The sequence below is a fragment of the Bacillus sp. EA-CB0995 genome, from assembly GCF_055814245.1.
In genome coordinates this window covers 2,484,456-2,506,464 of record NZ_CP169269.1, presented here as the reverse complement: position 1 = coordinate 2,506,464, position 22,009 = coordinate 2,484,456, and the positions used below count along the sequence as shown (strand labels likewise).

General features: G+C 34.8%; 19 protein-coding genes and 5 pseudogenes. 5 read left to right on the top strand and 19 right to left on the bottom strand.

Features of this window, described 5'->3' with window-relative positions:
- The first annotated feature begins 16 nt into the window (after positions 1–16).
- Entirely contained in the window at positions 17–856 is an 840-nt protein-coding gene (locus ACEWFJ_RS13050) for an SDR family oxidoreductase (RefSeq protein ID WP_473688831.1), read from the top strand.
- Positions 857–1,197: 341 nt separating this feature from the next.
- On the opposite strand, the gene ACEWFJ_RS13045 is transcribed toward ACEWFJ_RS13050, so the two are convergent.
- From ACEWFJ_RS13045 to ACEWFJ_RS13010, 8 genes and pseudogenes are all read right to left on the bottom strand, one after another.
- A complete protein-coding gene (locus ACEWFJ_RS13045; RefSeq protein WP_473688830.1) occupies positions 1,198–1,770 on the bottom strand; it encodes an ABC transporter permease subunit in 573 nt (190 codons plus the stop codon).
- A gap of 45 nt (positions 1,771–1,815) precedes the next feature.
- Positions 1,816–2,613, bottom strand: coding sequence for an ABC transporter permease subunit (locus tag ACEWFJ_RS13040; protein ID WP_473688829.1), 798 nt, complete (start codon positions 2,611–2,613; stop codon positions 1,816–1,818).
- Between the two features lie 6 nt (positions 2,614–2,619).
- Positions 2,620–3,504, bottom strand: a complete 885-nt coding sequence (locus ACEWFJ_RS13035; protein WP_473688828.1) for an ABC transporter ATP-binding protein — start codon at positions 3,502–3,504, stop codon at positions 2,620–2,622.
- 72 nt (positions 3,505–3,576) lie between these two features.
- On the bottom strand, positions 3,577–3,807 hold the full coding sequence (locus ACEWFJ_RS13030) for a hypothetical protein (protein ID WP_473688827.1): 231 nt from the start codon (positions 3,805–3,807) through the stop codon (positions 3,577–3,579).
- Between the two features lie 29 nt (positions 3,808–3,836).
- Positions 3,837–4,247 carry a TetR/AcrR family transcriptional regulator gene (locus ACEWFJ_RS13025; RefSeq protein WP_473688826.1) on the bottom strand — a complete coding sequence of 137 codons (411 nt, stop codon included), beginning with the start codon at positions 4,245–4,247 and terminating at the stop codon, positions 3,837–3,839.
- Positions 4,248–4,534: 287 nt separating this feature from the next.
- Positions 4,535–4,711 (bottom strand): hypothetical protein, encoded by a 177-nt coding sequence (locus ACEWFJ_RS13020; protein ID WP_473688825.1) that lies wholly within the window; start codon positions 4,709–4,711, stop codon positions 4,535–4,537.
- A gap of 42 nt (positions 4,712–4,753) precedes the next feature.
- Positions 4,754–5,724, bottom strand: a pseudogene (iscB, locus tag ACEWFJ_RS13015) (RNA-guided endonuclease IscB).
- Between the two features lie 334 nt (positions 5,725–6,058).
- A complete protein-coding gene (locus ACEWFJ_RS13010; protein ID WP_473688824.1) occupies positions 6,059–6,865 on the bottom strand; it encodes an HAD family hydrolase in 807 nt (268 codons plus the stop codon).
- 229 nt (positions 6,866–7,094) lie between these two features.
- Here ACEWFJ_RS13010 and ACEWFJ_RS13005 point away from each other — a divergent pair, with 229 nt between their 5' ends.
- Positions 7,095–7,820 (top strand): MBL fold metallo-hydrolase, encoded by a 726-nt coding sequence (locus ACEWFJ_RS13005; RefSeq protein WP_473688823.1) that lies wholly within the window; start codon positions 7,095–7,097, stop codon positions 7,818–7,820.
- Between the two features lie 165 nt (positions 7,821–7,985).
- Here ACEWFJ_RS13005 and ACEWFJ_RS13000 read toward each other — a convergent pair whose 3' ends face one another.
- Positions 7,986–8,618: a LysE family translocator gene (locus tag ACEWFJ_RS13000; RefSeq protein ID WP_473688822.1), complete on the bottom strand. Its 633-nt coding sequence runs from the start codon at positions 8,616–8,618 to the stop codon at positions 7,986–7,988.
- Between the two features lie 215 nt (positions 8,619–8,833).
- On the opposite strand from ACEWFJ_RS13000, the gene ACEWFJ_RS12995 reads away from it, so the two are divergent.
- A complete protein-coding gene (locus tag ACEWFJ_RS12995; protein ID WP_473688821.1) occupies positions 8,834–9,304 on the top strand; it encodes a YmaF family protein in 471 nt (156 codons plus the stop codon).
- A 240-nt stretch (positions 9,305–9,544) separates the two neighbouring features.
- On the opposite strand, the gene ACEWFJ_RS12990 is transcribed toward ACEWFJ_RS12995, so the two are convergent.
- The 6 genes and pseudogenes from ACEWFJ_RS12990 to ACEWFJ_RS12965 form a co-directional block, all read right to left on the bottom strand.
- Positions 9,545–9,952: a CBO0543 family protein gene (locus tag ACEWFJ_RS12990; RefSeq protein WP_473688820.1), complete on the bottom strand. Its 408-nt coding sequence runs from the start codon at positions 9,950–9,952 to the stop codon at positions 9,545–9,547.
- Positions 9,918–11,128 (bottom strand): annotated as a pseudogene (locus ACEWFJ_RS12985) (DUF2515 domain-containing protein). The gene ACEWFJ_RS12990 and the pseudogene ACEWFJ_RS12985 overlap by 35 nt, the downstream one beginning before the upstream one ends.
- Before the next feature lie 446 nt (positions 11,129–11,574).
- Positions 11,575–12,140, bottom strand: a pseudogene (locus ACEWFJ_RS12980) (GNAT family N-acetyltransferase).
- Positions 12,141–12,258: 118 nt separating this feature from the next.
- Positions 12,259–13,308: a P1 family peptidase gene (locus ACEWFJ_RS12975; RefSeq protein WP_473688819.1), complete on the bottom strand. Its 1,050-nt coding sequence runs from the start codon at positions 13,306–13,308 to the stop codon at positions 12,259–12,261.
- A gap of 141 nt (positions 13,309–13,449) precedes the next feature.
- Positions 13,450–13,934: pseudogene (locus ACEWFJ_RS12970) on the bottom strand (ATP-dependent Clp protease proteolytic subunit).
- A gap of 114 nt (positions 13,935–14,048) precedes the next feature.
- A complete protein-coding gene (locus tag ACEWFJ_RS12965) occupies positions 14,049–14,744 on the bottom strand; it encodes an RNA polymerase subunit sigma-70 (protein ID WP_473688818.1) in 696 nt (231 codons plus the stop codon).
- A gap of 182 nt (positions 14,745–14,926) precedes the next feature.
- On the opposite strand from ACEWFJ_RS12965, the gene ACEWFJ_RS12960 reads away from it, so the two are divergent.
- Positions 14,927–15,247 carry a 2Fe-2S iron-sulfur cluster-binding protein gene (locus ACEWFJ_RS12960; RefSeq protein ID WP_473688817.1) on the top strand — a complete coding sequence of 107 codons (321 nt, stop codon included), beginning with the start codon at positions 14,927–14,929 and terminating at the stop codon, positions 15,245–15,247.
- Positions 15,248–15,267: 20 nt separating this feature from the next.
- Positions 15,268–15,951 carry a ribose 5-phosphate isomerase A gene (gene rpiA / locus ACEWFJ_RS12955; protein WP_473688816.1) on the top strand — a complete coding sequence of 228 codons (684 nt, stop codon included), beginning with the start codon at positions 15,268–15,270 and terminating at the stop codon, positions 15,949–15,951.
- A gap of 62 nt (positions 15,952–16,013) precedes the next feature.
- Here the strand turns inward: rpiA and ACEWFJ_RS12950 are convergent.
- The 4 genes and pseudogenes from ACEWFJ_RS12950 to recQ form a co-directional block, all read right to left on the bottom strand.
- Positions 16,014–18,129, bottom strand: a pseudogene (locus ACEWFJ_RS12950) (HelD family protein).
- 184 nt (positions 18,130–18,313) lie between these two features.
- The gene (locus ACEWFJ_RS12945; RefSeq protein WP_473688815.1) at positions 18,314–18,784 is read right to left on the bottom strand and encodes a DinB family protein; all 471 of its coding nucleotides are present in this window, start codon (positions 18,782–18,784) and stop codon (positions 18,314–18,316) included.
- Between the two features lie 314 nt (positions 18,785–19,098).
- Complete coding sequence (locus ACEWFJ_RS12940) at positions 19,099–19,494, bottom strand: gamma-glutamylcyclotransferase family protein (RefSeq protein ID WP_473688814.1); 396 nt, start codon at positions 19,492–19,494, stop codon at positions 19,099–19,101.
- A gap of 25 nt (positions 19,495–19,519) precedes the next feature.
- Positions 19,520–21,637, bottom strand: a complete 2,118-nt coding sequence (gene recQ, locus ACEWFJ_RS12935; RefSeq protein WP_473688813.1) for a DNA helicase RecQ — start codon at positions 21,635–21,637, stop codon at positions 19,520–19,522.
- Positions 21,638–22,009 lie beyond the last annotated feature (372 nt).

Here is a 22,009-nt window from a genome sequence, read left to right as displayed (position 1 = left end):
AGAAAGAGAGAAACAAATGACAGAAAAAATCGTGATTATTACAGGTTCATCAAGTGGATTTGGACTCCTCACTTCATTAGAGTTTGCTAAAAATGGCTATCTTGTAATTGCTACGATGCGAAATGTTGAAAAACAAACAGAGTTGATTGAAAAAGCTACATCGTTGCATATAGAACAAAATATAAAAATTCATCCGTTAGATGTAACTTCCGAAGAATCTATTGGGAAATTTACAGCTTTTATAAACAATCTTGGACGGATAGATATTCTTATTAACAATGCGGGCTACGCAAGCGGTGGTTTTGCGGAGGAAATTCCAATTGAAGAATACCGTAAACAATTTGAGACAAACGTGTTCGGAGCTATCGCAGTAACACAGGCTATTCTTCCAATTATGAGAAGACAAAAACGAGGGAAAATTATTAATGTTAGTAGCATCAGTGGAAAAATGGGTTTCCCTGGCCTCTCCCCTTACGTTGCTTCAAAATATGCACTTGAAGGTTGGAGTGAGTCCCTTCGTTTAGAAGTAAAACCGTTTGGGATCGACGTTTCATTAATTGAGCCGGGATCATATAACACAAATATTTGGGAAATCGGACAAAAACTCGCGGAAGCTACTTCCGAATCTGAGTCCCCCTACAAAGAATACATGAAGAAAATTGAACAACATATTCATAATGGGAGTGAAACTTTAGGAAATCCGAAAGATGTCGCTGAGAAAATAGTAGCTATTGCTGAATCGCAGCATCCAACTTTACGTTATCCAATTGGAAAAGGAGTAAAGTTAATGATTCTATTAAAAAATCTACTGCCGTGGAAATGGTGGGAGTTTCTCGTTTTAAGACGATTTAAATAGTGTGAAAAAAGATAGCTCATAGGCTGTCTTTTTTCACGCTACTCCTTATAGGTTCTGTTAAATTCCATTGTTGATTTTGATAACCATAAAAAAAGACCGAAACTTACGGTCTTTTTACTAAACATTCAAATCTCTTTTTTTATAATAAACATAGGTTACGACCAAAAGTGATAGAATCAATATTAGTGAAATTACTACAAAGATTACATCTAAACCACCGCCATACATTACATTTTTCGCTTCAAAATATTTAAATGGTGTAAAATATCTTAAGCCTTTCATATTCTCATTCAAATCAATAATGATTGATAACATATACGTAAGTAATAGGATTCCAGTAGCTACTGATGCAGCTGTTTTTGGTTTCTTTTTACAGCAGCGAGTGCGCTGCCGATAACCATAAATAAGACCTGCAAAATGAACATTGCCGCCATTAAGATTGCGATTTCACCATTAACCGCCTCACCATCGCTGTATTTCCCTAAAAGAATAATGGACGAAACGAATGTTACGAGATTAAAGATTACGATATTTGTGAATGCTGCCAATAGCTTTGCTGTAATAACTTTACTTCTAGATACTGGTTTTACGAATAAAAACTCAGATGTTTTATCCCGTTCTTCTTTGGCAATAATGGTTGCTCCGAGCATTACTGCATGAATGGTTGCCATTAATAATAAATAGAGAAAAAGCATACCATAGTAGCCGCTGGCCTTCGTTAAATCTAAATCACTGAAACCTAATACAGCCCGCAGCGATTTTGGAATATCTGCCATCAAATCATTTATCGATTGGCCCGACGACGAATACGCTTCGTATTTAGTCATTCCTGATGCCACCATAAGGAAGACACCGATGCTCCAAAATATGAGCGATTTTCGATGAGACTTCAATTCTTTTAAAAATATATTCATGACCGAACCCCTCCATTTAGCTTTCCACAAGCAAAGCTAGCATTCTTAAACAGCATGGATATCCTTCTTGATATAGACAACATAACTAGCTGCAATAGCAAGAATAATAATAACTGCACCAACAATCAAAAATGTTGTTTCATAGCTGGAATGTTTAATGATATAGGCGGTGTCGAAATATTTAAACGGCGAAAAATAACGTTTCACTTCATCACCTGTCGTATCACTGAACATTCCCACAAAGTAGAATGCAAAGACGGTAGCAAGCGAGACGGTCAGCACGGATTTGATCTTTTGGACAATAACGGAAATGATAATTCCTAAGGATAGGAATATCAGCTGAATGAAGAAAATTGTAAGTGAAAGTAAAAAGAAAGTTTTCAAGCTAAAATCATCAGTTTTAACTTGTAATGCCACAAAGCTGGCTGCAGCGAAATAAAAGATATTCGTCATGATAATCGAAACCAGCGCTGCCAATAACTTGGCTGTCAAAATTTTTGTACGGGTAACAGGCTTCGTTAGCAAAAAGTCCGCTGTTTTTTCACGGACTTCCTTATTGACAATGGAAGTGCCGAGATTCATCGCCTGAATTGCTGCGCAAAGAGTAATAAACGATAAAGGGAAGCTATAGAATCCTAAAATAGTAAAGAAATTTTCTTGATTAAACCCGATTGCATTTCTTATCGCCTCTGGATAATTTTCTAATATTTTCATAAAACCCTTTGCATCCTCAGCAAATGAAGAATACATCGACATAAAAATAATAATGATTACAATTAACGATAGCGACCATATAATTGTAGACTTTCGATAAGCCTTCAATTCATGCATAAAGATATTCATAGTTTCTTAGGCCTCCTTTTCGTAATAATGTATAAAGATCTCCTCAAGGTCCGGCTCTTCAATCCACAAATTCGCGATTTCAATTTCAGCGATTTTTTTCATCACCGTATTGATATTACCTTTAAATAAAAAGCTAGTTACGTTATTGTGAACCTCTAATTTATTGACCCCGTCGATTTGGAAGTAATTCTTGTCTAGGGCTGATTTCGTCTCAACTTTAAACTTTTTATAGTTATTCTCTTGTAACGTACTAATCTTTTCTACAGTTACGATTTTACCTTCTTTAATGATGGCAACACGATTACATAATCTTTGAACCTCATTGAGGATGTGCGACGAAAATAAAATCGTAGCACCTTTTTTATTCTCTTCCTCTAATAGTTCAAAGAATTTTTGCTGCATTAATGGGTCAAGCCCGCTCGTCGGTTCATCCAAAATAATGAGTTTAGGCTCATGGAGCAGCCCTTGAACAATCCCAACCTTCTTTTTGTTTCCTAAAGAAAGGTCATCAATTTTTTTATTGAGATCCAAGTCCATAATTTCTGCTAACTCTTTGATTCTCTTACTGCAATCCTTTTTATAAAAGCTGGCTGAGTATTTTAATAGGTCCTTTACTTTCATATTGTCATAGTAAAAAATTTCTGATGGTAAATAGCCAATTTCCTTTTTTATTTCTGGAGCAAATTGAATACAGTCTTTCCCAAAAATCGTGGCGCTGCCACTCGTTGGATAAATGAGCGATAATAATGTGCGAATCGTTGTCGACTTCCCAGCACCATTAGGTCCAATAAACCCGAAAATTTCACCCTGTTCAACATTAAAACTAATATCGGATATTCCTCTCGCCTTGCCATAAGTTTTGGTTAGATTTTTAATTTCTATTACGTTCATTTATAAAACCTCCCTTTTTCTCCTCAATCAGTTATGCGAAATGACCAATTTTGTATATAATTGATCACCTCCTTATTCGTATAAAGAATTTCTTAGTATTTTCAAGTATTCTTCCATTTCTGCCATTGTCTCCTCGCTATCGATTTGCTCCCAGGATAGGGACAATGCTTTTTCTTGCATTTGATAGGCGAACCCTTCCAATGTCCAATTAATAATGTTGATCGCCTTTTTGATATCAATCCCTTTTTTAAATTTAGAAAGATCAATATCGGAAAATAATTTATTAAAGGAACTTTCGAACAATTCCTTCGCCCTGCGGTTTATATCAATTTTCACTGCGGGGAGGAGTCTTTATAGATCGACTTAGCGAAACTTAACATTTCGGGATAAATTTGATATATTTCAATTTTCAGCAATGCGATTTGCCGATAGCGGACAAAAATGTCTTTTTCATCCCAATTTATTTTTTCCGTAATTTTTTCCATTAGAATATCGACCATATGTTCATACAAGAATAAATACAATTGCTTTTTATTTTGGAAATAATGGAATAATAACCCCTTTGATATCCCCGCTTCCTTGACGATTTCATTAGTCGATGCCTTATCATATCCCTTCTGGGCAAATTCCTTTATCGCAGCATTTATTATGCGGTCTTGTTTTTCCTTATCCAGGTTCAAAAATTTTGAATACATAGGGGCAGCCCTCTTTTCTTTCATTCTAAAAATTGCAGTTGACCACATCAGTCAATCACATTGTACTCCCGTTGACCTCCATGGTCAATGGTGTTCAAGCTATATTTTTTACAAAAAAATGAATTTTTTGAATTTGTAGCTTTGAAATAGTATTTGATCAAATTCATACTAATAACCTTGATAAACGAGCAAAAAGAAAGAGCGTGTTTTAAAAAAATTGATTAAAACACGCTCTGAATATTTTTAACGTATTTCCGAAAGAAGTCCCCATCTTCAAGCGTGTGACGGACAAGAGCCCATCGGTAAGGTGGGGATGAATTTTGGTTAGACATAGCCTAACTCACTTGTAAGAACAACCAATTGTTATTGTGGTGGATACATTCCATATCTGATATATTTACCTGCTTATAAGATTTAGATGGGTTTTGTATATATTGTCCGTTGATATCTTGTACGTACACCATTTTCCCTGTAAATCCTGTCACAAATCCTACTTGTCCAAATCCTTTCACCTTATCACCTAAATAGATTCCATTTACATTCGGTTTGCATTTCTATTTTTCATTTTTCTTCCTTTTCTTTGCAGTTGCTTCATGGAGGGAACGTTTTTTCTTTCTAAATTGTTTGATGCGAAATTCACCACGTTTGTCATATTCTTGTAACTGTTTCGGTTTTGTAATCGCAATGGCGTCATTTACATGTGTTTTTGATAAACATAACTCTTTTCGTATCGGCGTTGTGTAACTGCCATACGTAATCTCACAATTTAAACGCCTCATGATTTGCAAACGAAGTATATTCATAAAGGCCGTCTCTTTATATTGTTTTGGTTTCTTGAAATTGTGCTCGATTTTCCCCTGATGGAACTTTTGATGGCATTCTTCATGTACGGTTACAAGATTATCTGCCATATCCGAACCGCCGCTGCATCGTTCGATGATATGATGCGTATGCAAGATACCACCTTTTTTCTTACAAATTTGACAGGTATATTGATCTCTCGCAAACACGTAATATCTTGTATTCCAAAAGCCAAAAGCATCTCCTTGTTGATATTCTGTTCCTTGTATGTCAGGATTTTTTAGCTTTTGTGCATCAAATTTTCCTACTTCGACAATGACTTTTGGAGATGGTAAGAGAGATTTGAATTTCTCTATCCAATGAATAACATTGTCGATTCGACTTTGAATGGAGGGTGGGAGCCAGCTTTCTTTCTTTTTTCGGTTCAGAAAACGTACTTTTCGGTAGCGGGTTTTACGTTGTCTTCTACCTCTGCGTAATGTAGCTCTCAGTGTAAGATTTTCTTTGACATCTTGACGTAACTCAATAGTTCCTTTTGCAAGTACTTTTTCTCTGTTGTAATTGCAATACCTACATACTTTGCACCACTATCAACACCGATTGTAACAGGTTGTATAGTTTCACCAGTAGGGTATAGCAGTTGAATGGTAAATGGTGTGTATTTCACAATCTTTGCTTTTCCTTGTTTGAGAAGAAGACGTGCCTTACGAGGACTGCAAGGCATAAGCGGTTCTCCTCTTAAATTCTTGACAAATACACGCATGTTTTGTCCCTCCTAAGAGTTTGTTTCCCTTCGCCAATGTTTGTAGGTGTCAGCAACTTCTTATCCAAGAAGGCTTGTGGTTGACCGTTTCTTCCCAATCAGAACTGTTACAGAGCCACCATAGAGCCAAGAACTAGGGAATCATTCTTGGGTATGCAACCTACGAACGGAGTCTATAAAAGACTAAGGCTAGACAACCAGGGCTTTTTACAAGCCCCCACTTCAAAATGCGTTAGCGTTTAAGTGGTGGGTAGTTGACTTCAATCCATCTTTTATAAAAAGAGTTTAATCATTTTTAACTATTATTGACGGTACAAATTAACTTTTCTAATACTTGAGCTACACCGTCTTCATCATTAGACTTAGTAACAAAATATGCAATTGCTTTTAGTTCACGTATTGCATTTTCCATAGCGATCGGAAAACCACACGCATGAAAAAGCTCTAAATCATTCCAATCATCACCGAATGCCATTATGCTGTTCATCGGAATATGATTTTGAACACAAAGATCCATTATAGCCTGTTTCTTAGAAACGCCTTTGGCCATAATTTGAATTAAAGTTCCTGAATCGGTGCACACCGTGTTTACTTTATGTTCAAATTGCTTGTGTAAATTCTCGTAATACGGATATTCTGAGATTAATAATTTTGAAGCATTGATTCTTTTAAATTCATGTAAAGAAACTACGATTGGGTTTACAATTGTATTCATAGATTTACTATAATCTAATGACCTATTACTGTACCACGTATCTTCTGATTCAATAGACAGACACGCATCCGAATGATGAGTGATCACATATTCAATAATTTCATTTGTAATAGCTGATTCAATCGGATAATGTTGTCTGTACTCTGATGTGTTATCAATAATTAAAGCACCGTTGTAATACACGATGGCTGCTATCTCTTGAAGTTCCTGAGGAAGAAAAGCTTTCACCGAACGCGGGGGTCTTGCTGTTGCAAAAATAACAGTTATTCCTTTTCTATAACATTCGAGTATAGCTTGTAAATTTCTTTTGGATACTTCTTTTTGCGAATTCAATAAAGTACCATCTAAATCTAAAACAATCGCTGCAACATTTGATGTAAGATCCACAGGAACAACTCCTTATTTAAAATATCTTTTTATATTCTTTATACAATTTTGAACTCCTCCTCTCTATTTGATTGAATCTAATAATAAGATCAATTTGGAGTATTGACAAAAATATTCATTTATGTTATGATTGAATATTTATTTATTGACTTAGGTTTTTGGGGTGTGATAAATAATATATGTAGGAGTTAATAATAATCCAAACACACCTATTAAGGGGATTTAATCCATGAAGATTTCAAATGGAGTATCAATGCTTGAATTAAAAATACAAGGTTTCGTTTTGCATCCTACACTTATGTGGGACGAAGAAACAGCTGTTTTGATCGATACTGGTATGCCTGGACAGTTAGATCAAATCCGTACTGCTATGAATGATGTGGGGGTCCCTTTTGAAAAATTAAAAGCGGTCATTGTAACACACCAAGATTTAGATCACATTGGAAGCCTTCCTGAAATATTACAAGCAGCTACTCATCAAATCGATGTGTATGCGCATGAACTTGATAAGCCATATATCGAAGGAATATTCCCACTTATGAAAACAGATCCTGAACGTATGAGCAAAGAAGCGTGGGCATCTCTTCCTAAGGAAATGCAATTCTTGTATACGAATCCTCCTAAATCGAAAGTAGATCAGACTTTAAAAGATGGACAAGAACTTCCCTATTGTGGAGGGATTCAAATAATTTATACACCTGGACATACACCTGGACATATTAGCCTTTATTTAAAGCAAAGTAAAACTCTTGTTGCCGGTGATGCTATGATATGTGTAGATGGTTCTTTACAAGGACCTGTCGAGAAAACAACATTAGATATGAATAAGGCTCTTTCTTCTCTGGAGAAATATTTAGATTTAGATATTGAATCAGTAATTTGTTATCACGGAGGTATATGTACAAATACTCCAAAAGAACAAATTCAAAATCTTATAGATCAAGTTGGGATATAAAATATTAGATTAGATGTGCGATTTATAATACTTACAGAACGTAATAAAGTAGATTTTTAGATACAATACCTTCAAAAGAAAAGCCTCTTTAAGATTTTTCTAAAGAGGCTTTTTATATCCAATTAAACTTTCATATAACTTTTCTAAAAGGGGGCTTTTGTTTGCTTATTGAGGAGCTTTTGCTTGAAGTAACTTCAGCCCCATGCCGATAAAAATGATTCCTGTTATTTTGTTCAGAACAGTTCCTACCTTTTCGTTTCCTCTTAGTTTTTTTGTAATATAGGAAGAAAAATAAGCAATAAATAGACACCACAATAATCCAGTGATTGTAAAAGTAAGTCCTAAAATAATAAAAGGTATAGGGCTAGAAGCTTTTGTATCTATAAATTGCGGGAGAAATGCAATGAAAAATAAAGCAACTTTGGGATTCGTAAGACTAGTTAAAAGTCCCTGTACATATATCTTTCTAACGTTCAGTTTACTAGTTGCAGTAGAATGAAAATTTACATTCGTTTTATCAATAATCATTCTAATTCCTAAGTATATTAAATAGATCACACCAATAATTTTAATGGCATTAAATAGTATAATAGATTTTGTAAGTATGATTGATAATCCGAAAGCAACTAACAAGGTATGAACGAGAGAGCCAGTGATAATACCAAAAACAGAATAAACACCTGCTTTTCTACCTTGTGAAATACTTCTTCCCACTATATACATTGTGTCTGCACCAGGAATTAGATTTAAAAGAATTCCTGTAATTAAAAATACCTCATAATTTATTATTCCATACATTTTGACACCTCTTTCTATTTTTTGGTGCCCTTATTTATACTAAAACAAATTTTATAAAAACAACAGATTTTTACACTGTATTTTATTCCTTTTCTTCCGCTATGATTCATAATGCCGTTACACGAATGTCATCGGTAGTCAATTTTCTTAACATATATTCTTACTAATTATAATAAAATGTACCATAACCTTATATAAAGGGAGGCATTATCTTTATGAATAGAGAATTTTCAGGTAGGGGGAAACAGAGAACGGAAAATACATCTAGGACGGAGAATATACCTAGAACGGAGAATATACCTAGAACGGAAAATATAAAAACGAATAATGAAAACGTAACAGAACCAGCTATAGTATCTGCAGGAAAAGCACCAGATACGGTTCAGACACATGTACATGAATTTGTTGCTAGTACTAAACTGGCAGAAGAAGGAAACGAAAGGCATAATCATCGTTTTGCTGGATTTACAAGTGAAGTAATTCCAAAAGGAGATAGTCATGTACATATAATAATGGTTAATACTGACTTTTTTGATCATCATCATAAGGTTGCAATAGAAACAGGTCCTGCCATCCCAGTTGGCGACGGAAAACATGTACACTATGTTAAAGGAACTACTACATTAGACGACGGACATGTCCATGAAATAGAATTTGCTACTTTAATTCAAAAACCTCTTATATAAAAAAAACGCTGATGATAAAAAGTCAGCGTTTTTTTATGTATCCATTATACATGTAATATCAACATAACGCGTGTTATTGGAAATAAACATGGTTGCTCAATTAGCACTCGTTAACTTAATAACATCATCCATTCCCTTCATTGAACGGATAGTTTTTTAATAAACCCTATTTAAATTTCAATACAGGATTTCGAACAATCTTTTTGTTTATTTTTTAGATCTCTTTAACACAATTTCCTGTTATTGAAACCAACGATAAAACTTCCATATAAGAATCATGAATATTGTGTATCCGAAAAAAGAATAAGAATGATGCCATGCTTCGCTATGAGTGAACCATCCTAACTGCTCCGCAAACCGTTCGGAAATACTCATACAAAGTCCAATCAAAGTGATAAATAGGATTTTAAAAAATGAAGGTAACATTCTTGCAATCCGTAAAAAGAACATAGTAAAGACTGGTAATATCAATAATGTAAACGCGACATTGATTGTAAATATATGTGGGAATGGTCTTGTTGGAAAGGCATACATTTGTTTACTGACAAACAGTAGGTCTAAATATGTTCCGATCAAACTAGAGAAAATGATAGTGGCTACAAAAGCCTGAGAGTTATTCCTCCCCTTCTTCTTCTCGGAGCAAGACATTTTTTTTGACCAGAATGGCAAATTCAATTTTTTCAAGCGTTTTGCAGTATTCATTATAAATCTTTCCATCTGCCATTTCTCCCTTATCGATTAAATAGTCCATGATGCGCCAGTCTTCAAACCAGTCTTCACTTTCCGCTTCTTCATGATGAAGATCTTTCCATGCGTATATTAGTCGCGGGCTATATAAACGATTTGCATCTTTTCTTAATTGGCAGTTCTTTATTCGACGTTCATAAAATGCACGAGAGAATGATTCATTTACATCATAAAATAAATGCGGCCAGTAGTCTTTTCGTGAACCAGTATGCGGATGATCATGAGCCCAATTTACTACTCTTTGTAAAACGTTCTCATGTCGAAACAGTAGTGAGTATAATCGTTTTCCGAGTAAAATCCGCTCATGCAGGGAGGTGAAATGTTTCATTGTATCGCCGAAAAGCAATATTTTTTGTTTAGTCTCATCTTTGTAGAGTGGAAAAAGGATATGATTAAAGCGGAAAAAATCATAAAATTTGAATCCAACACTACTTAGTACGGTCTTTTTAAAATGGGAATTTTGAACAACTCTTTTTTCTAAATAGCTTTGTTCATTAATAACGGTGGCAATGGCTAACGTATAGCGGTCACCTGTGCTCCAGAAATGGTTCCATATCGTTTCCATAAACGTTGATACATGGAAAAAAGGCAGAAGATAAAACAGCCTTTCGGATCTTTTTACACTTTGTTCGTACAATAAAAATTGCGGATATACATCCTGGAATATTAACCAGTTGCCTCGTTCTAAAAAAGAAAAGAAGGTGACTTGATCCTTTTCTGACAATAGCCTTGTATATAACTCCCCTTTTAAATCTGTCATATTCCAACCACCATTACGCGATACCATATGTCCAAGCAACGCCCAGTGTATTTCTGGGTATTGGAGGTAAAAACGATAATAAGCATGTGTTCGCGTCACATTATTTTTGTTGTGTTGTCTTGTTTGCTCTTTAATCTGGTGAATTAGCATTGTCTCTTCTTTTGTTAATTTCCATGTTTTAACGAAAAGTTGCTTTTTTTCACTTTTTTCTTTAATTCATTTTTTACATCTAAAAGAGAGTACGGAATTGTCTTGGAAAAGTTGTTCCATTTCCTTTTCCGGTTGTTATGGTGCATTCCTTTTCCTCCCATTACCATGAATGTCCTTCTACTATTTTATTACGAACGTTAGGAATAAATGATGATTGTTTTTTCATACAAGAGGTAGCCGCTAGCAAAGAAAGAGATACCTCAAAGCAAAAAAATATCTTTCTACAATTAATTATGAGAATTAAATTTTTTCGTTTTGGAAGTTTTCCGTTTCTCTAATTTGCTAGCAATGCAATAATAGGCGAATAATGATTGATAGAGGTTTATCCCGCATTAACGGGCAGTAAGACCCCCACCTCAAGATTCAGAGAAAAGCGAAGTAACTAGGCGGGGGATAACTGCCCGTAAAAGCCCGATTGGTTCAACTAGCCATCAGTGGGGATGAAGAAAACCCCCACTGATGGAAGTTTCACTTTATTATCGTAAAAAACTTAAATGAAGGTTGTTACTTCTCTAAGAAAAGCATAAACTAAGTAAATGTAATTTTGTCTATATCATTTATAATCTTCTTGAAGAATACTATATATTTCTAAATCGACGACTCCTTTCCGGACCATAAAGTAGCTTGTCTTAATAAACCTTCTTTTATAAATCCATTCTTTAGAAGCACTTTCTTTGATATCTCATTTGCCGGCATAACTTCAGCTTGAATTCTATTTATATGAACGTCTTCAAATAAAAATTTTACGATTGCATGAACCGCTTCAGGTGCAATACCTTTTCCCCAATACTTTTCTGCTAAAAAGTATCCGATTGTAACTATATTGACCTTTCGATTAAAATCCATTGCTTCAATGATTCCAACTAATGTATCACTTTCATTCTTTCGAAAAATCCCCCATTTAATTCTACTCTGTTTAATATAGTCCCTCTCAAAGTGTTGGATCATCTTACTTACCGTCTTCATATTATGTTTCGGTATAATTCCGCAGTATTCAAACACTTTATCGTTATTGTAGATTGCATATACGTCCCGTAAATGAACATCTTCAATTTTCTTTAATACTAGATTCATAGATTCTAAAACTGGAAATTCTTCAAAAACTATTTCTATTTTCATGTTAATCCCCTTCTTAACAAGTTCTTTCTATCAAATTACACTACTTGGTGTATATGTACCTTTCGTGTTTCTTACAAATAAAACTGTTTTGATTATGAGGAAACATACATAGAATTCGTTATTTTAAAATTTGTACTAACTTATCTAACGGTAATGCGTGCACTTGTCTTTGTTTTTGTCCTGTTATGGTTTCTGCCATACACATAGAATTAATAATTGCTTCTTGAACAGATTCAATTGCCGCTTCAAAAATAAAATCTAGCTGTTCTGATGGAAACATATCGACAGGATAAGCTTTTTCATTATCATAAGAATAGCAATTCCCAGTTGAAAAAGTCAGGAAAAAATCTCCACTACCTTCTTCTCCAATAGCTCCTAACCTAGCCATTGCTAGCGATGCTCTTTTTGATATTCTTCCACATTGTGAAGGCAATAATGGAGCATCCGTTGCTAATGTAACGAGAAGTGAGCCTGCATTTTCTGGAGTCCCCCATGGTAATGGTACTTCCATGTCATTTAATATGCTTCCAACAGGTTTATAATTAATAATAAGATCTTCTCTTCTACCAAAATTAGTTTGTACAAGAGCTCCAACTGTATAAGTACCTGATTCACACTCAACAATTCGGGAAGCGGTACCGATTCCGCCTTTAAATTCAAAACAGATCATTCCTGTACCGCCACCAACATTTCCTTCTTCAACTACACCAGATTTGGCATGTATAATCGCTTCTTCTAAATCTTCATATGTCATGGAGGTTTTTTCTAAATCACTTAACCAACCATCCCAAGTCTCTGCCACTATTCCATTTGAAAAAGGTTCTAAATTTTCGATTCTTCTTGTAGCACGCGAAAGAAAATGATGCGCTAAACCGAGTAAATGACTGCCGGTAAAAACAATAGGAGTTACTAAAGTACCTGTTTCATCAATCCAATGGCTTCCAGTAAATTCTCCAGTTCCATTAAAAGAAAAGAATCCTGCTGGAAAATGCGACCCAGCTAGATTTCCGTTGTTAGGTAGAATAACAGTAAGTCCTGAACAAACATCTGTGTGTAAAATTGTTTTGTGACCGACGATTACGCCTTCTACATCGGTAATTGCATTAAATGTTCCTGGTTTCAATTTTCCGATATTAATATCTAAATCTCTTAATCTTTTCCTTTGCATTACAATCCCCTTAAATAATATGTATTTTATATATCAACATTGAAGAATATATAATATTTTCATTTTATTCCATTAATTGAGAAGATTCAATTTAAAAAAGAGGTTATTGAACGATAATGTTCAAACAACCCCTTTTCAGTATTAACCAATAATTCCGTCTACAATACCGTAAGTTTTTGCCTCTTCTGCGCTCATAAAATAATCCCGTTCCGTATCATTCGCTATCTTTTCAATAGGCTGCCCAGTTTTATCGGCAATGATTTGATTAATATGTTCTTTTAACTTCAAAATCCGTCTTGCAGAAATTTCAATTTCAGTTGCTTGCCCTTGCGTTCCGCCAAGTGGCTGATGAATCATAATTTCGCTATTTGGTAAAGCGAATCGTTTCCTTCTGCCCCTGCCAGTAGCAATAATGCTCCGAACGAAGCCGCTAAGCCAATACAAATGGTTTGTACATCCGGTTTAATATAATTCATCGTATCTAAAATCGCAAAACCTGCAGAGGTAGAACCGCCAGGACTGTTTATATAAATGGATATGTCTTTCTCTGCATCTTCCGCTGCGAGGAATAATAACTGCGCAACAACACTGCTGGCGACTTGTTCATTAATTTCTTGACCAATCATAATGATTCTATCCTTTAATAATCTTGAATAAATATCATACGAACGTTCTCCAAGTTTTGTTTGCTCTATAACATAAGGAATCGTATTCATGAAAAACCCCTCCACCATTTTAGTTTAAGCAGCACATGAGAAACAGTTGTAAGAAGATTTTTGGTGTAATAAAAGTAATGGTTGTTGTAGCGAAATTCGTGAGAAATGTAGCGTTGGTACAAGTTTTACCAATAATTCAGGAGTTTGTTGCTGAATTGCTTTTACAAGTATTTCAGTTTCTTCTTCCATGTCTTTTGAAGGTACAAAACGTTCCTCTTCTTTTATCGTTTTCAATTTATTCCGTGTTCGAAACAATGAAGCTTTTACTGCTCCTTCTGACATAGAAGTAATGGCCGCGATATCAGCTAAGCTATATTCAAACACATCTTTTAATAAGAAAATGACAGTTTGCATTTCATTTAAACAAGATAGTATTGTTTCAATTAAAGCATATAATTCAGCAACGTTTGCATGCGGTTCATAAGAAGCTTCTTGAGTATTTTCTCTTTCACAAGTTTTTATTCGCATTTGATCCAGCCATTGATTACGAGCCACTTTGTATAACAACGTTAAACAAATACTTTGGCTCCATTCCGCATTCGTATATTTCTTCAATACTTTACATATCGTTTCTTGTGCAAGATCTTCTCCGTCCCATGTGCTTTGCGTTAAAAATGTACAATAACGCTTTAGTTCCGCATAATGTTTAACAATAATAGATTTATTTGATTGTTGAACATCCGAATCGGATTGTAAAATCAGCTTTCTTTTCGTATTCAAAGTGATCACTCCTTTTAAGCGCGCTTACTTAATAAACGATTTAACAAAGAAAAAAGTTACGGCATCTACGAATTTTTCAAAGAAATTTTTTCACTAATGAAACGTTATATAGTCTTATGTTTACCTTATACATGGCAAGGTGATAATTATGTTATTAACATTTTATACAAGGAGGAGATAAAATGCCAAAAATAACTGTTCCAGGAACTGGAACTTTTGAAGTGGAAACCGGAACAAAATTAGTATTAGCACTGGAAGATAACGGTGTAAATATTCTTCACCGCTGCGGCGGAAAGGCAAAATGTACAACTTGCCGAGTGGAAATATTAGATGGTGATTTTTGTGAACCTAACAAAGTTGAAAAACATGCATTTGCGGAAAAAGGTGTAGAAGATTACTTGCGTTTATCGTGCCAGGTGTATGTAAATGCAGATATGACAGTACGCCCTGTCTTAACAGTGGAGACTTCCGGAATGGATGCGGGGCCAAGGCCAACTGAATAATTGTACGTTGAGGAGGTACTATGTTAGATACAAAGCGCTTAGCTGGTGAATACGCTGTTGATTTCATAAAAGAAGGTATGACAATTGGACTTGGTACGGGTTCAACTGTATATTGGACAATACAAAAATTAGGAGAACTTGTAAGAGAAGGTCTATTAATACGCGGTGTACCTACTTCTAAACAAACAGAACAACTTGCGAAAGAGTTACAAATTCCTTTAGTGTCTTTATCTGAAGTAGATGAACTTGATTTGACTATTGATGGAGCAGATGAAATAAGTGATGATTTACAATTAACAAAAGGTGGCGGCGGTGCACTTCTTCGCGAAAAGTTAGTCGCAACTGCATCAAAACAGCTTATTATTGTGGCAGATGAATCTAAATTAGTATCCCGTTTAGGGAAATTTCCGTTGCCTGTTGAAGTTGTTCCTTTTGCAGCAGAGCATACAGCACAGAGAATCTGCACATTATTAGGCTGTACAACTACTTTACGTCTTCAAAATAATAAGCCTTACATAACAGACAATGGAAATTTTATTATAGATTGTGCTTTTCCTGAGTTCATAGCAAACCCAATTGAAACACATCAATTTTTGAAAACATTAACAGGTGTGGTTGAGACAGGATTATTCATTAACATGGCTCATATAGTTGTTATTGGTAAAAGTAATGGTGTGAAAAAATTAATATCTCAAAACAAATAGATGTAGCCCTAAAGGTACTAGTATAAAGTACTTTTTGGGTCTACATCTTTTTAATTTCTGTTCTAGTTTGATTGAACATCTATCCTTTCTTCATACAAATCTTTTGGAATCTGTTGAATTAAAGGTGAACATGCTTCTGAATAAAAAACCCACAAGTCATGTAGCGATCGAGTACATCCGACATAAAGCAATTTAGCATCTTGTTTTGTTTGTTTATAATGAGTTGCATCTACATCGATAAGTAGTACTGCGTCGAATTCTAATCCTTTTGCCAAATAAACAGGAACGACTGAAATACCACCTTCATATTTGGTTTGATTCGCTTCTATTATATTTGTAGAAATACCAACTTCTTTGAACTTCCCATGTATCTCACGGCACTCTTCTTCTGTTCGTCCAATGATAGCAATCGTTTTTACATGTTGTTCTTGCATAGTCTTCACAGTAGATAAAACAGATTGAAATTGATCATTTGTCGAGATAATTTTTACACTTTCACCGCTGCGAAAAACAGGATTAGCAAGGCCTACTGGAATATTGGCATTTTGAATAACTTCATTTGCAAAGTGAATAATTTCCTTTGTTGAGCGGTAGCTTCTCGTTAATTCGTAGTACTGGGCATTTTGATAAAATACATCTTGAAACTGTTGCCAATCGTGAATACCTTGATATTCGTGAATGGCTTGTGATAAATCACCTAAAATAGTAAAGGAATTTCCAAGTGTTATTTCTTTTAAGATGGAAAGTTGAAACGGTGAAAAATCTTGCGCTTCATCAATAACAACATGATGAAATTTTTGCCCAGGTTTTATTCCCTCTAAATAGTGATGAATATAGATGAGCGGTGCTAAATCTTCTAGAGTAACCTCTTTTTTCGGCAATTTTTTGCTGTTTCTTGTACAAGTTCAGCTGGCAATACACTTAAAATATCTTCTTGTTTCATTAACATACTGTAAAAGGATAGCGCATTCATCTTCGGCCAAAATTTTAAATAGCTATTAAGTCTTTGCGTTGCTTGTTTTTTTAGTTGCTTCCTTTTATTTGTGTCTGAGATCATCTTGAGTTCCATCTCAATCCAACGTTTCATGCGAGCAACAATCCGTTCTCGTCGCTTTCCTAACGGATAGTGTTTATATTCTGTTTCAAACCACTGCTGAATTACCTCTCCTTGTAATACTGAATAGTCCCAAGGCTCAAAATCTTTCGTTAGCACGATACTTTTTTCGTAGTTTGACAAACTCTGATTGATAAACACTTGAAACTCCATGGATCCTTTTAATTTACCAGCTGCTATCTCATCTTTGTCCTTATGAATAGAGAATGCTTGTTGTAATTGTTTATCAGTACTCTGTACAGAAACACTATTTTCTAACGTATGTAATGCCCAATCTTGAAATGTAGTTTGATGAATATCACCAACACCAAGCTCTGGTAATACGCTGGATATATAATCAAGAAATATACTGTTAGGTGCAAAAACGATCATTTTCTCAGCGCGAAGCTGCTCACGATATTGATAAATTAAAAAGCAAGACGATGCAAGGCAATTGTTGTTTTTCCACTACCTGCAACACCTTGAATAATGAGGGGAACATTTTTTTCCGCACGAATAATTTCGTTTTGTTCAGATTGAATCGTTGAAACAATATCTTTTAACTTGTTATCTTTATTTTCCCCTAAACGATAGAGAAGAAAATCATCCGCTAGTGATAGATCATCACTTCCTCTTACATATGTATCTACAACTCGCTCTAATGTTTGCTTCCGAATAGCAATGTTTCGTTTTAAATGAACAAGCCCTTCAACGATTCCTTCTGGAGAATCATAAAAAGCTACATCCTCTCCTCCAGTAAATGAATAAAACATACTTGCAACAGGCGCTCGCCAATCAACGACAATTGGCTGCTGCGTTTCTTCATCAGAAGCACCAACTTTACCAATATAAACGGGTTGGGGCTGCAGCTCTCCTTCTTCTTGAAAATCTAAGCGTCCAAAATAAGGTTCCTGACTGGCGATTCGAAGTCTTTGCCGGCTAGATTCTCGCATAGTTTCAAGCACTTGTTCTGTAAAGTTCTCTCCATGATAAACTGGAATATTCTCTAGCTTATGCAGTTGCTGATTAATTTGCGAAAGCGTGTTATTTAATTTGTCTAACTCTAGTTCAAATATTTCCTTCATGTTCGTAATTCCCTCCTATTCGTTGAAATTTTCAGTCGAATATTAATTCTATTAAAAATGAAGCCTGTAAGTCAAGTGTTTAGAGGGAATTTTCTAAGGGAAATCTATATGCAAAATCAAAAGGAGCTATCTCTTCTGAGAATAACTCCTTTTGAAAGTCATCAAATTATTTTTTTGAATTTTGTTAGTTCTTTATTCCCGCGTGTTCAATAATGCGCTTCATCGCTTGAATTTGTCCTAAGTGATTTGCTTCATGCATTAATGAAAGGCCGGCTAATTCTCCAAAGGTTTCAAGTCCCATAAATGGTTTTTCCAGCGATTCATTTAACTGTTCAGCAGGAATTTGTTGAAGACGAACTAACTGATCTTTCAACTCTACAATGAGTTTATCTACGGTAGGTACATCTCCCTTCCAATTAGCCGGCTTTGTACCGTTTCCAAATAATTCGATATAATTTACAGGAAGATTCGTCGTTTTATGTGGAAAACCGAGCATAAACTGTTCAGTAACCGTTAATACGTGGCCAATATGCCATTGGATCGTATTGTTAAAACCGTCTGGCTGTACATTTGTTATTTCCTTCGAAAATGATTCTACGTTTTTAATAAAATAACTTCTTGTCATCGCAAATTGTTTAAATATTAGTTTATTCATACCTTACGCCCCTTTCAAATTTCTCTCATTCATTAGCGTATTAAAAATCTTGATAAATTAGAAGTGACATGAAATAAAGATCGATTATATTCTATACGAATCATTCATATCATGTAAAGCGGAATGACTTCATACAAATTATCATTTGTTCATTTGTATATAAGCACAAATCATAAAATAACTACACTAACTGTTTAATCCATTCTGGTTAAGGCATTTGTTTTTTAAGATGTTCTGATTAAATCATCGGTATGCTTTCTCTATCTTTCTGTATATATTTATGAAAAAAGGAGAGGGTTCTCCCTCTCCTTCCATTATCTATCCTTATATAATAATTTGCGATAGGATACCCAATCACCTTCTACAATCTGATGCTGCAGCATATCTTGCTTTTGTGCTATATATACATAAGCTTCTAATATCTTTTCGTTTATATAGATAGCTTGTGTAATTCGGTTGTATAGATCTTGTTCAGAGTTCCCTGTATATTCTTCTAATTTATCCAAATCTCTTAATACAGCATCTGATACTCTATATACTTCCCCATATACTTTCTTATCCTTTGAATGAATCATCGCTGGATACCCTTCATTCGTATCAAATAATGAACCGTATGTCCAAGATTCGTTTGCAATACATATGGAATCTTGTAAAAAATGAGCGTTTGCTTCATTTTTTCGCAGCGTTCCATATACAAAAACATAATGCATATTCTCATCCCTCGCTATCACTCTGTTATTTGTTCATTTGTAAATAAGCACGAATCATAAAATAACTAATATTATCAGGAAGCTGTTCTTTAATAGCTTTTAATCCACCTTCAGCTTGCTCTACTGCAGATGCAATCATAGATTCATACTCTTTCGGAACAAAGCTTGACCAATCTACTTCCATTCCTTCTTCAAAACAACGAATTAAATGATTTTCTACAGTTTGCATGGACAGCTCGCGTACTTCAGCGATATGAGAAAGTTTATCTCCCTGTTTATACATTTCATATGTAACATGATGAGAATTTTTCACTGCCTTTTTCGATTGCTTTCGTTCTGTTATAACTTCTGTCGTAATCATCGCATCTATATCGGGATGCTGTTCAAGGAAGTTCGTGATAACTTGTAAAAATACATCCCCATATTTATCCAACTTATGTTCACCTATTCCTTTTACTTGCAGCATTTCTCCAGTAGTTTTTGGTAATTTTGCACACATATCTTGCAATGTTTGATCAGAGAAAATAACAAACGGTGGCACTCCTTCTCCTTGTGCAATTTCTTTACGCACATGACGTAACTCCTCGAATAGTGGATGATCTTTCACAATTTGTTTTGTTTCTACTCGTTCTTTTTGGAAAATAAGCTGGTTACCAAGTAGAACGTCTTTCCCTTTTGTTGTTACTTTTAATGTAGGATACGTCCCATGCTCAACTGAAATGAGTTCCTCTGATATTAAAAACTCAATAAATTCACTAACGTCTTTCATGCTTCTGTTTGATAACAATCCATATGTCGGTAACGTATGGAAATTAAATTCGATTACCTTTTTATTTTTTGATCCAGTTAATACTTGCGCAATCATTTGCTTACCGAAACGCTGATTTGTTCGAATCATACATGATAGTACCATTTGTGCTTCTTTTGTAACATCGACACTATTCCGATCGTCTGTGCAATTGCCGCAGCGACCGCAATCTTGTTTTGGCTCTTCGCCAAAATATTGTAAAATAAATGATTGTAAACAATTTTCTGTATGGCAGTAATCTGTCATATGTTGCAGTTTCTCTAGTTCATTAGAAAATCGAGAAGCTCCTGTTGACTGGTCAATTAAATATCGCTGTACCTGCACATCTTGCGGAGAATAAAGTAGGATACATTCACTATCTAAGCCATCACGTCCAGCACGTCCAGCTTCTTGATAGTAACTTTCCATGTTTTTCGGAAGTTGATAATGAATCACGTATCGAATATTAGATTTATCAATTCCCATTCCAAATGCAGATGTTGCAATCATTACATTTACTTCATCTCGTAAAAAACGTTCTTGCTGTTCATTACGATCGTTATCATTCATACCAGCATGATAACGCGCTACAGAAACATCTTCTTTATTTAATTTTTCATAAAGTTGATCGACAACTTTACGTGTTGCTGCATAAATAATACCCGCTTCTTTTTTGTTCTGACGAATGTAATCTGATAAGAAAGCATCACGATCTTGTCCCTTTATAACGGAAAAAGATAAGTTTTCCCGCTCGAAAGTTGTCATAATCGTATTATGTTCTGCTATTCCTAAAGTACTGCAAATATCTTGTCGTACTTGCGGCGTTGCTGTTGCAGTCAATGCAAGTACGATTGGCTGTACTGGAAGATAATCAAGTACTCGATGAATATGTAAATAACTCGGACGAAAATCATGCCCCCACTGCGAAATACAGTGTGCTTCATCAATTGCAATTAACGGAATCTTCATATCGATAAGTTGGTCGATAAAATCAATAGAATCAAGACGCTCCGGTGCAATATATAACAACTTATAATGTCCTTGTTTCGCCAGCTGAATCCGTTGATTTGCTTCAGTAATTGAAATAGAGCTATTAATATATGTAGCGGAAATACCATTTTGCGTTAAAGTATCAACCTGATCCTTCATCAGTGAAATAAGCGGAGAAATAACTAATGTTGTTCCCTCTAATACGAGTGCTGGAATTTGATAACATAAAGATTTTCCGCCACCTGTTGGCATAATACAAACCGTATCTTTTCCATCCAATATATTTTTAATTGTTTCATCCTGCCCTCTACGGAATGATGAGTAGCCAAAATAGGAAGCTAAAAGTTCTTGTGCTTTTGTAAACAAAAAAATTCACCTGCTTTTCTTAGTCTTTCATCTATTAGTATTATACCATTAGTCAAAAGTCATTGTACTCTCTACTTCTCTCCAACACTTCGCATGCTTACGAATAATTATTAACAACTCATGTAAAGCTAGAGAAAACCATTTTTAGCAATAATATTAATAAAAAAATGACTAATATCAAAATTATCATTCGCTATTTGATATGATTATTTCCATTGTTATCTAAATCCACCTTATCCCTTTACATTTAACATATATCGATATATTTTATTAGTATCTTTTTTTATACCGTATTAATAGGCAGTAAGACCCCCACCTCAAAATTCAGCAAAGGCAAAGAAATTAGTTGGGAGATGTGCTGCCCGTAATGAG

What these genes read in the sequence shown, in the direction of transcription:
- ACEWFJ_RS13025 (WP_473688826.1), bottom strand. Translation starts at nt 4,247, where the DNA reads ATGTGGTCAACTGCAATTTTTAGAATGAAAGAAAAGAGGGCTGCCCCT.
- ACEWFJ_RS13050 (WP_473688831.1), top strand. Translation starts at nt 17, where the DNA reads ATGACAGAAAAAATCGTGATTATTACAGGTTCATCAAGTGGATTTGGA.
- ACEWFJ_RS12940 (WP_473688814.1), bottom strand. Translation starts at nt 19,494, where the DNA reads ATGCATTATGTTTTTGTATATGGAACGCTGCGAAAAAATGAAGCAAAC.
- ACEWFJ_RS13040 (WP_473688829.1), bottom strand. Translation starts at nt 2,613, where the DNA reads ATGAATATCTTTATGCATGAATTGAAGGCTTATCGAAAGTCTACAATT.
- ACEWFJ_RS13045 (WP_473688830.1), bottom strand. Translation starts at nt 1,770, where the DNA reads ATGAATATATTTTTAAAAGAATTGAAGTCTCATCGAAAATCGCTCATA.
- ACEWFJ_RS12960 (WP_473688817.1), top strand. Translation starts at nt 14,927, where the DNA reads ATGCCAAAAATAACTGTTCCAGGAACTGGAACTTTTGAAGTGGAAACC.
- ACEWFJ_RS12990 (WP_473688820.1), bottom strand. Translation starts at nt 9,952, where the DNA reads ATGTCTTGCTCCGAGAAGAAGAAGGGGAGGAATAACTCTCAGGCTTTT.
- ACEWFJ_RS13000 (WP_473688822.1), bottom strand. Translation starts at nt 8,618, where the DNA reads ATGTATGGAATAATAAATTATGAGGTATTTTTAATTACAGGAATTCTT.
- ACEWFJ_RS13005 (WP_473688823.1), top strand. Translation starts at nt 7,095, where the DNA reads ATGAAGATTTCAAATGGAGTATCAATGCTTGAATTAAAAATACAAGGT.
- ACEWFJ_RS12945 (WP_473688815.1), bottom strand. Translation starts at nt 18,784, where the DNA reads ATGAATAAACTAATATTTAAACAATTTGCGATGACAAGAAGTTATTTT.
- ACEWFJ_RS12995 (WP_473688821.1), top strand. Translation starts at nt 8,834, where the DNA reads ATGAATAGAGAATTTTCAGGTAGGGGGAAACAGAGAACGGAAAATACA.
- ACEWFJ_RS12975 (WP_473688819.1), bottom strand. Translation starts at nt 13,308, where the DNA reads ATGCAAAGGAAAAGATTAAGAGATTTAGATATTAATATCGGAAAATTG.
- rpiA (WP_473688816.1), top strand. Translation starts at nt 15,268, where the DNA reads ATGTTAGATACAAAGCGCTTAGCTGGTGAATACGCTGTTGATTTCATA.
- ACEWFJ_RS13035 (WP_473688828.1), bottom strand. Translation starts at nt 3,504, where the DNA reads ATGAACGTAATAGAAATTAAAAATCTAACCAAAACTTATGGCAAGGCG.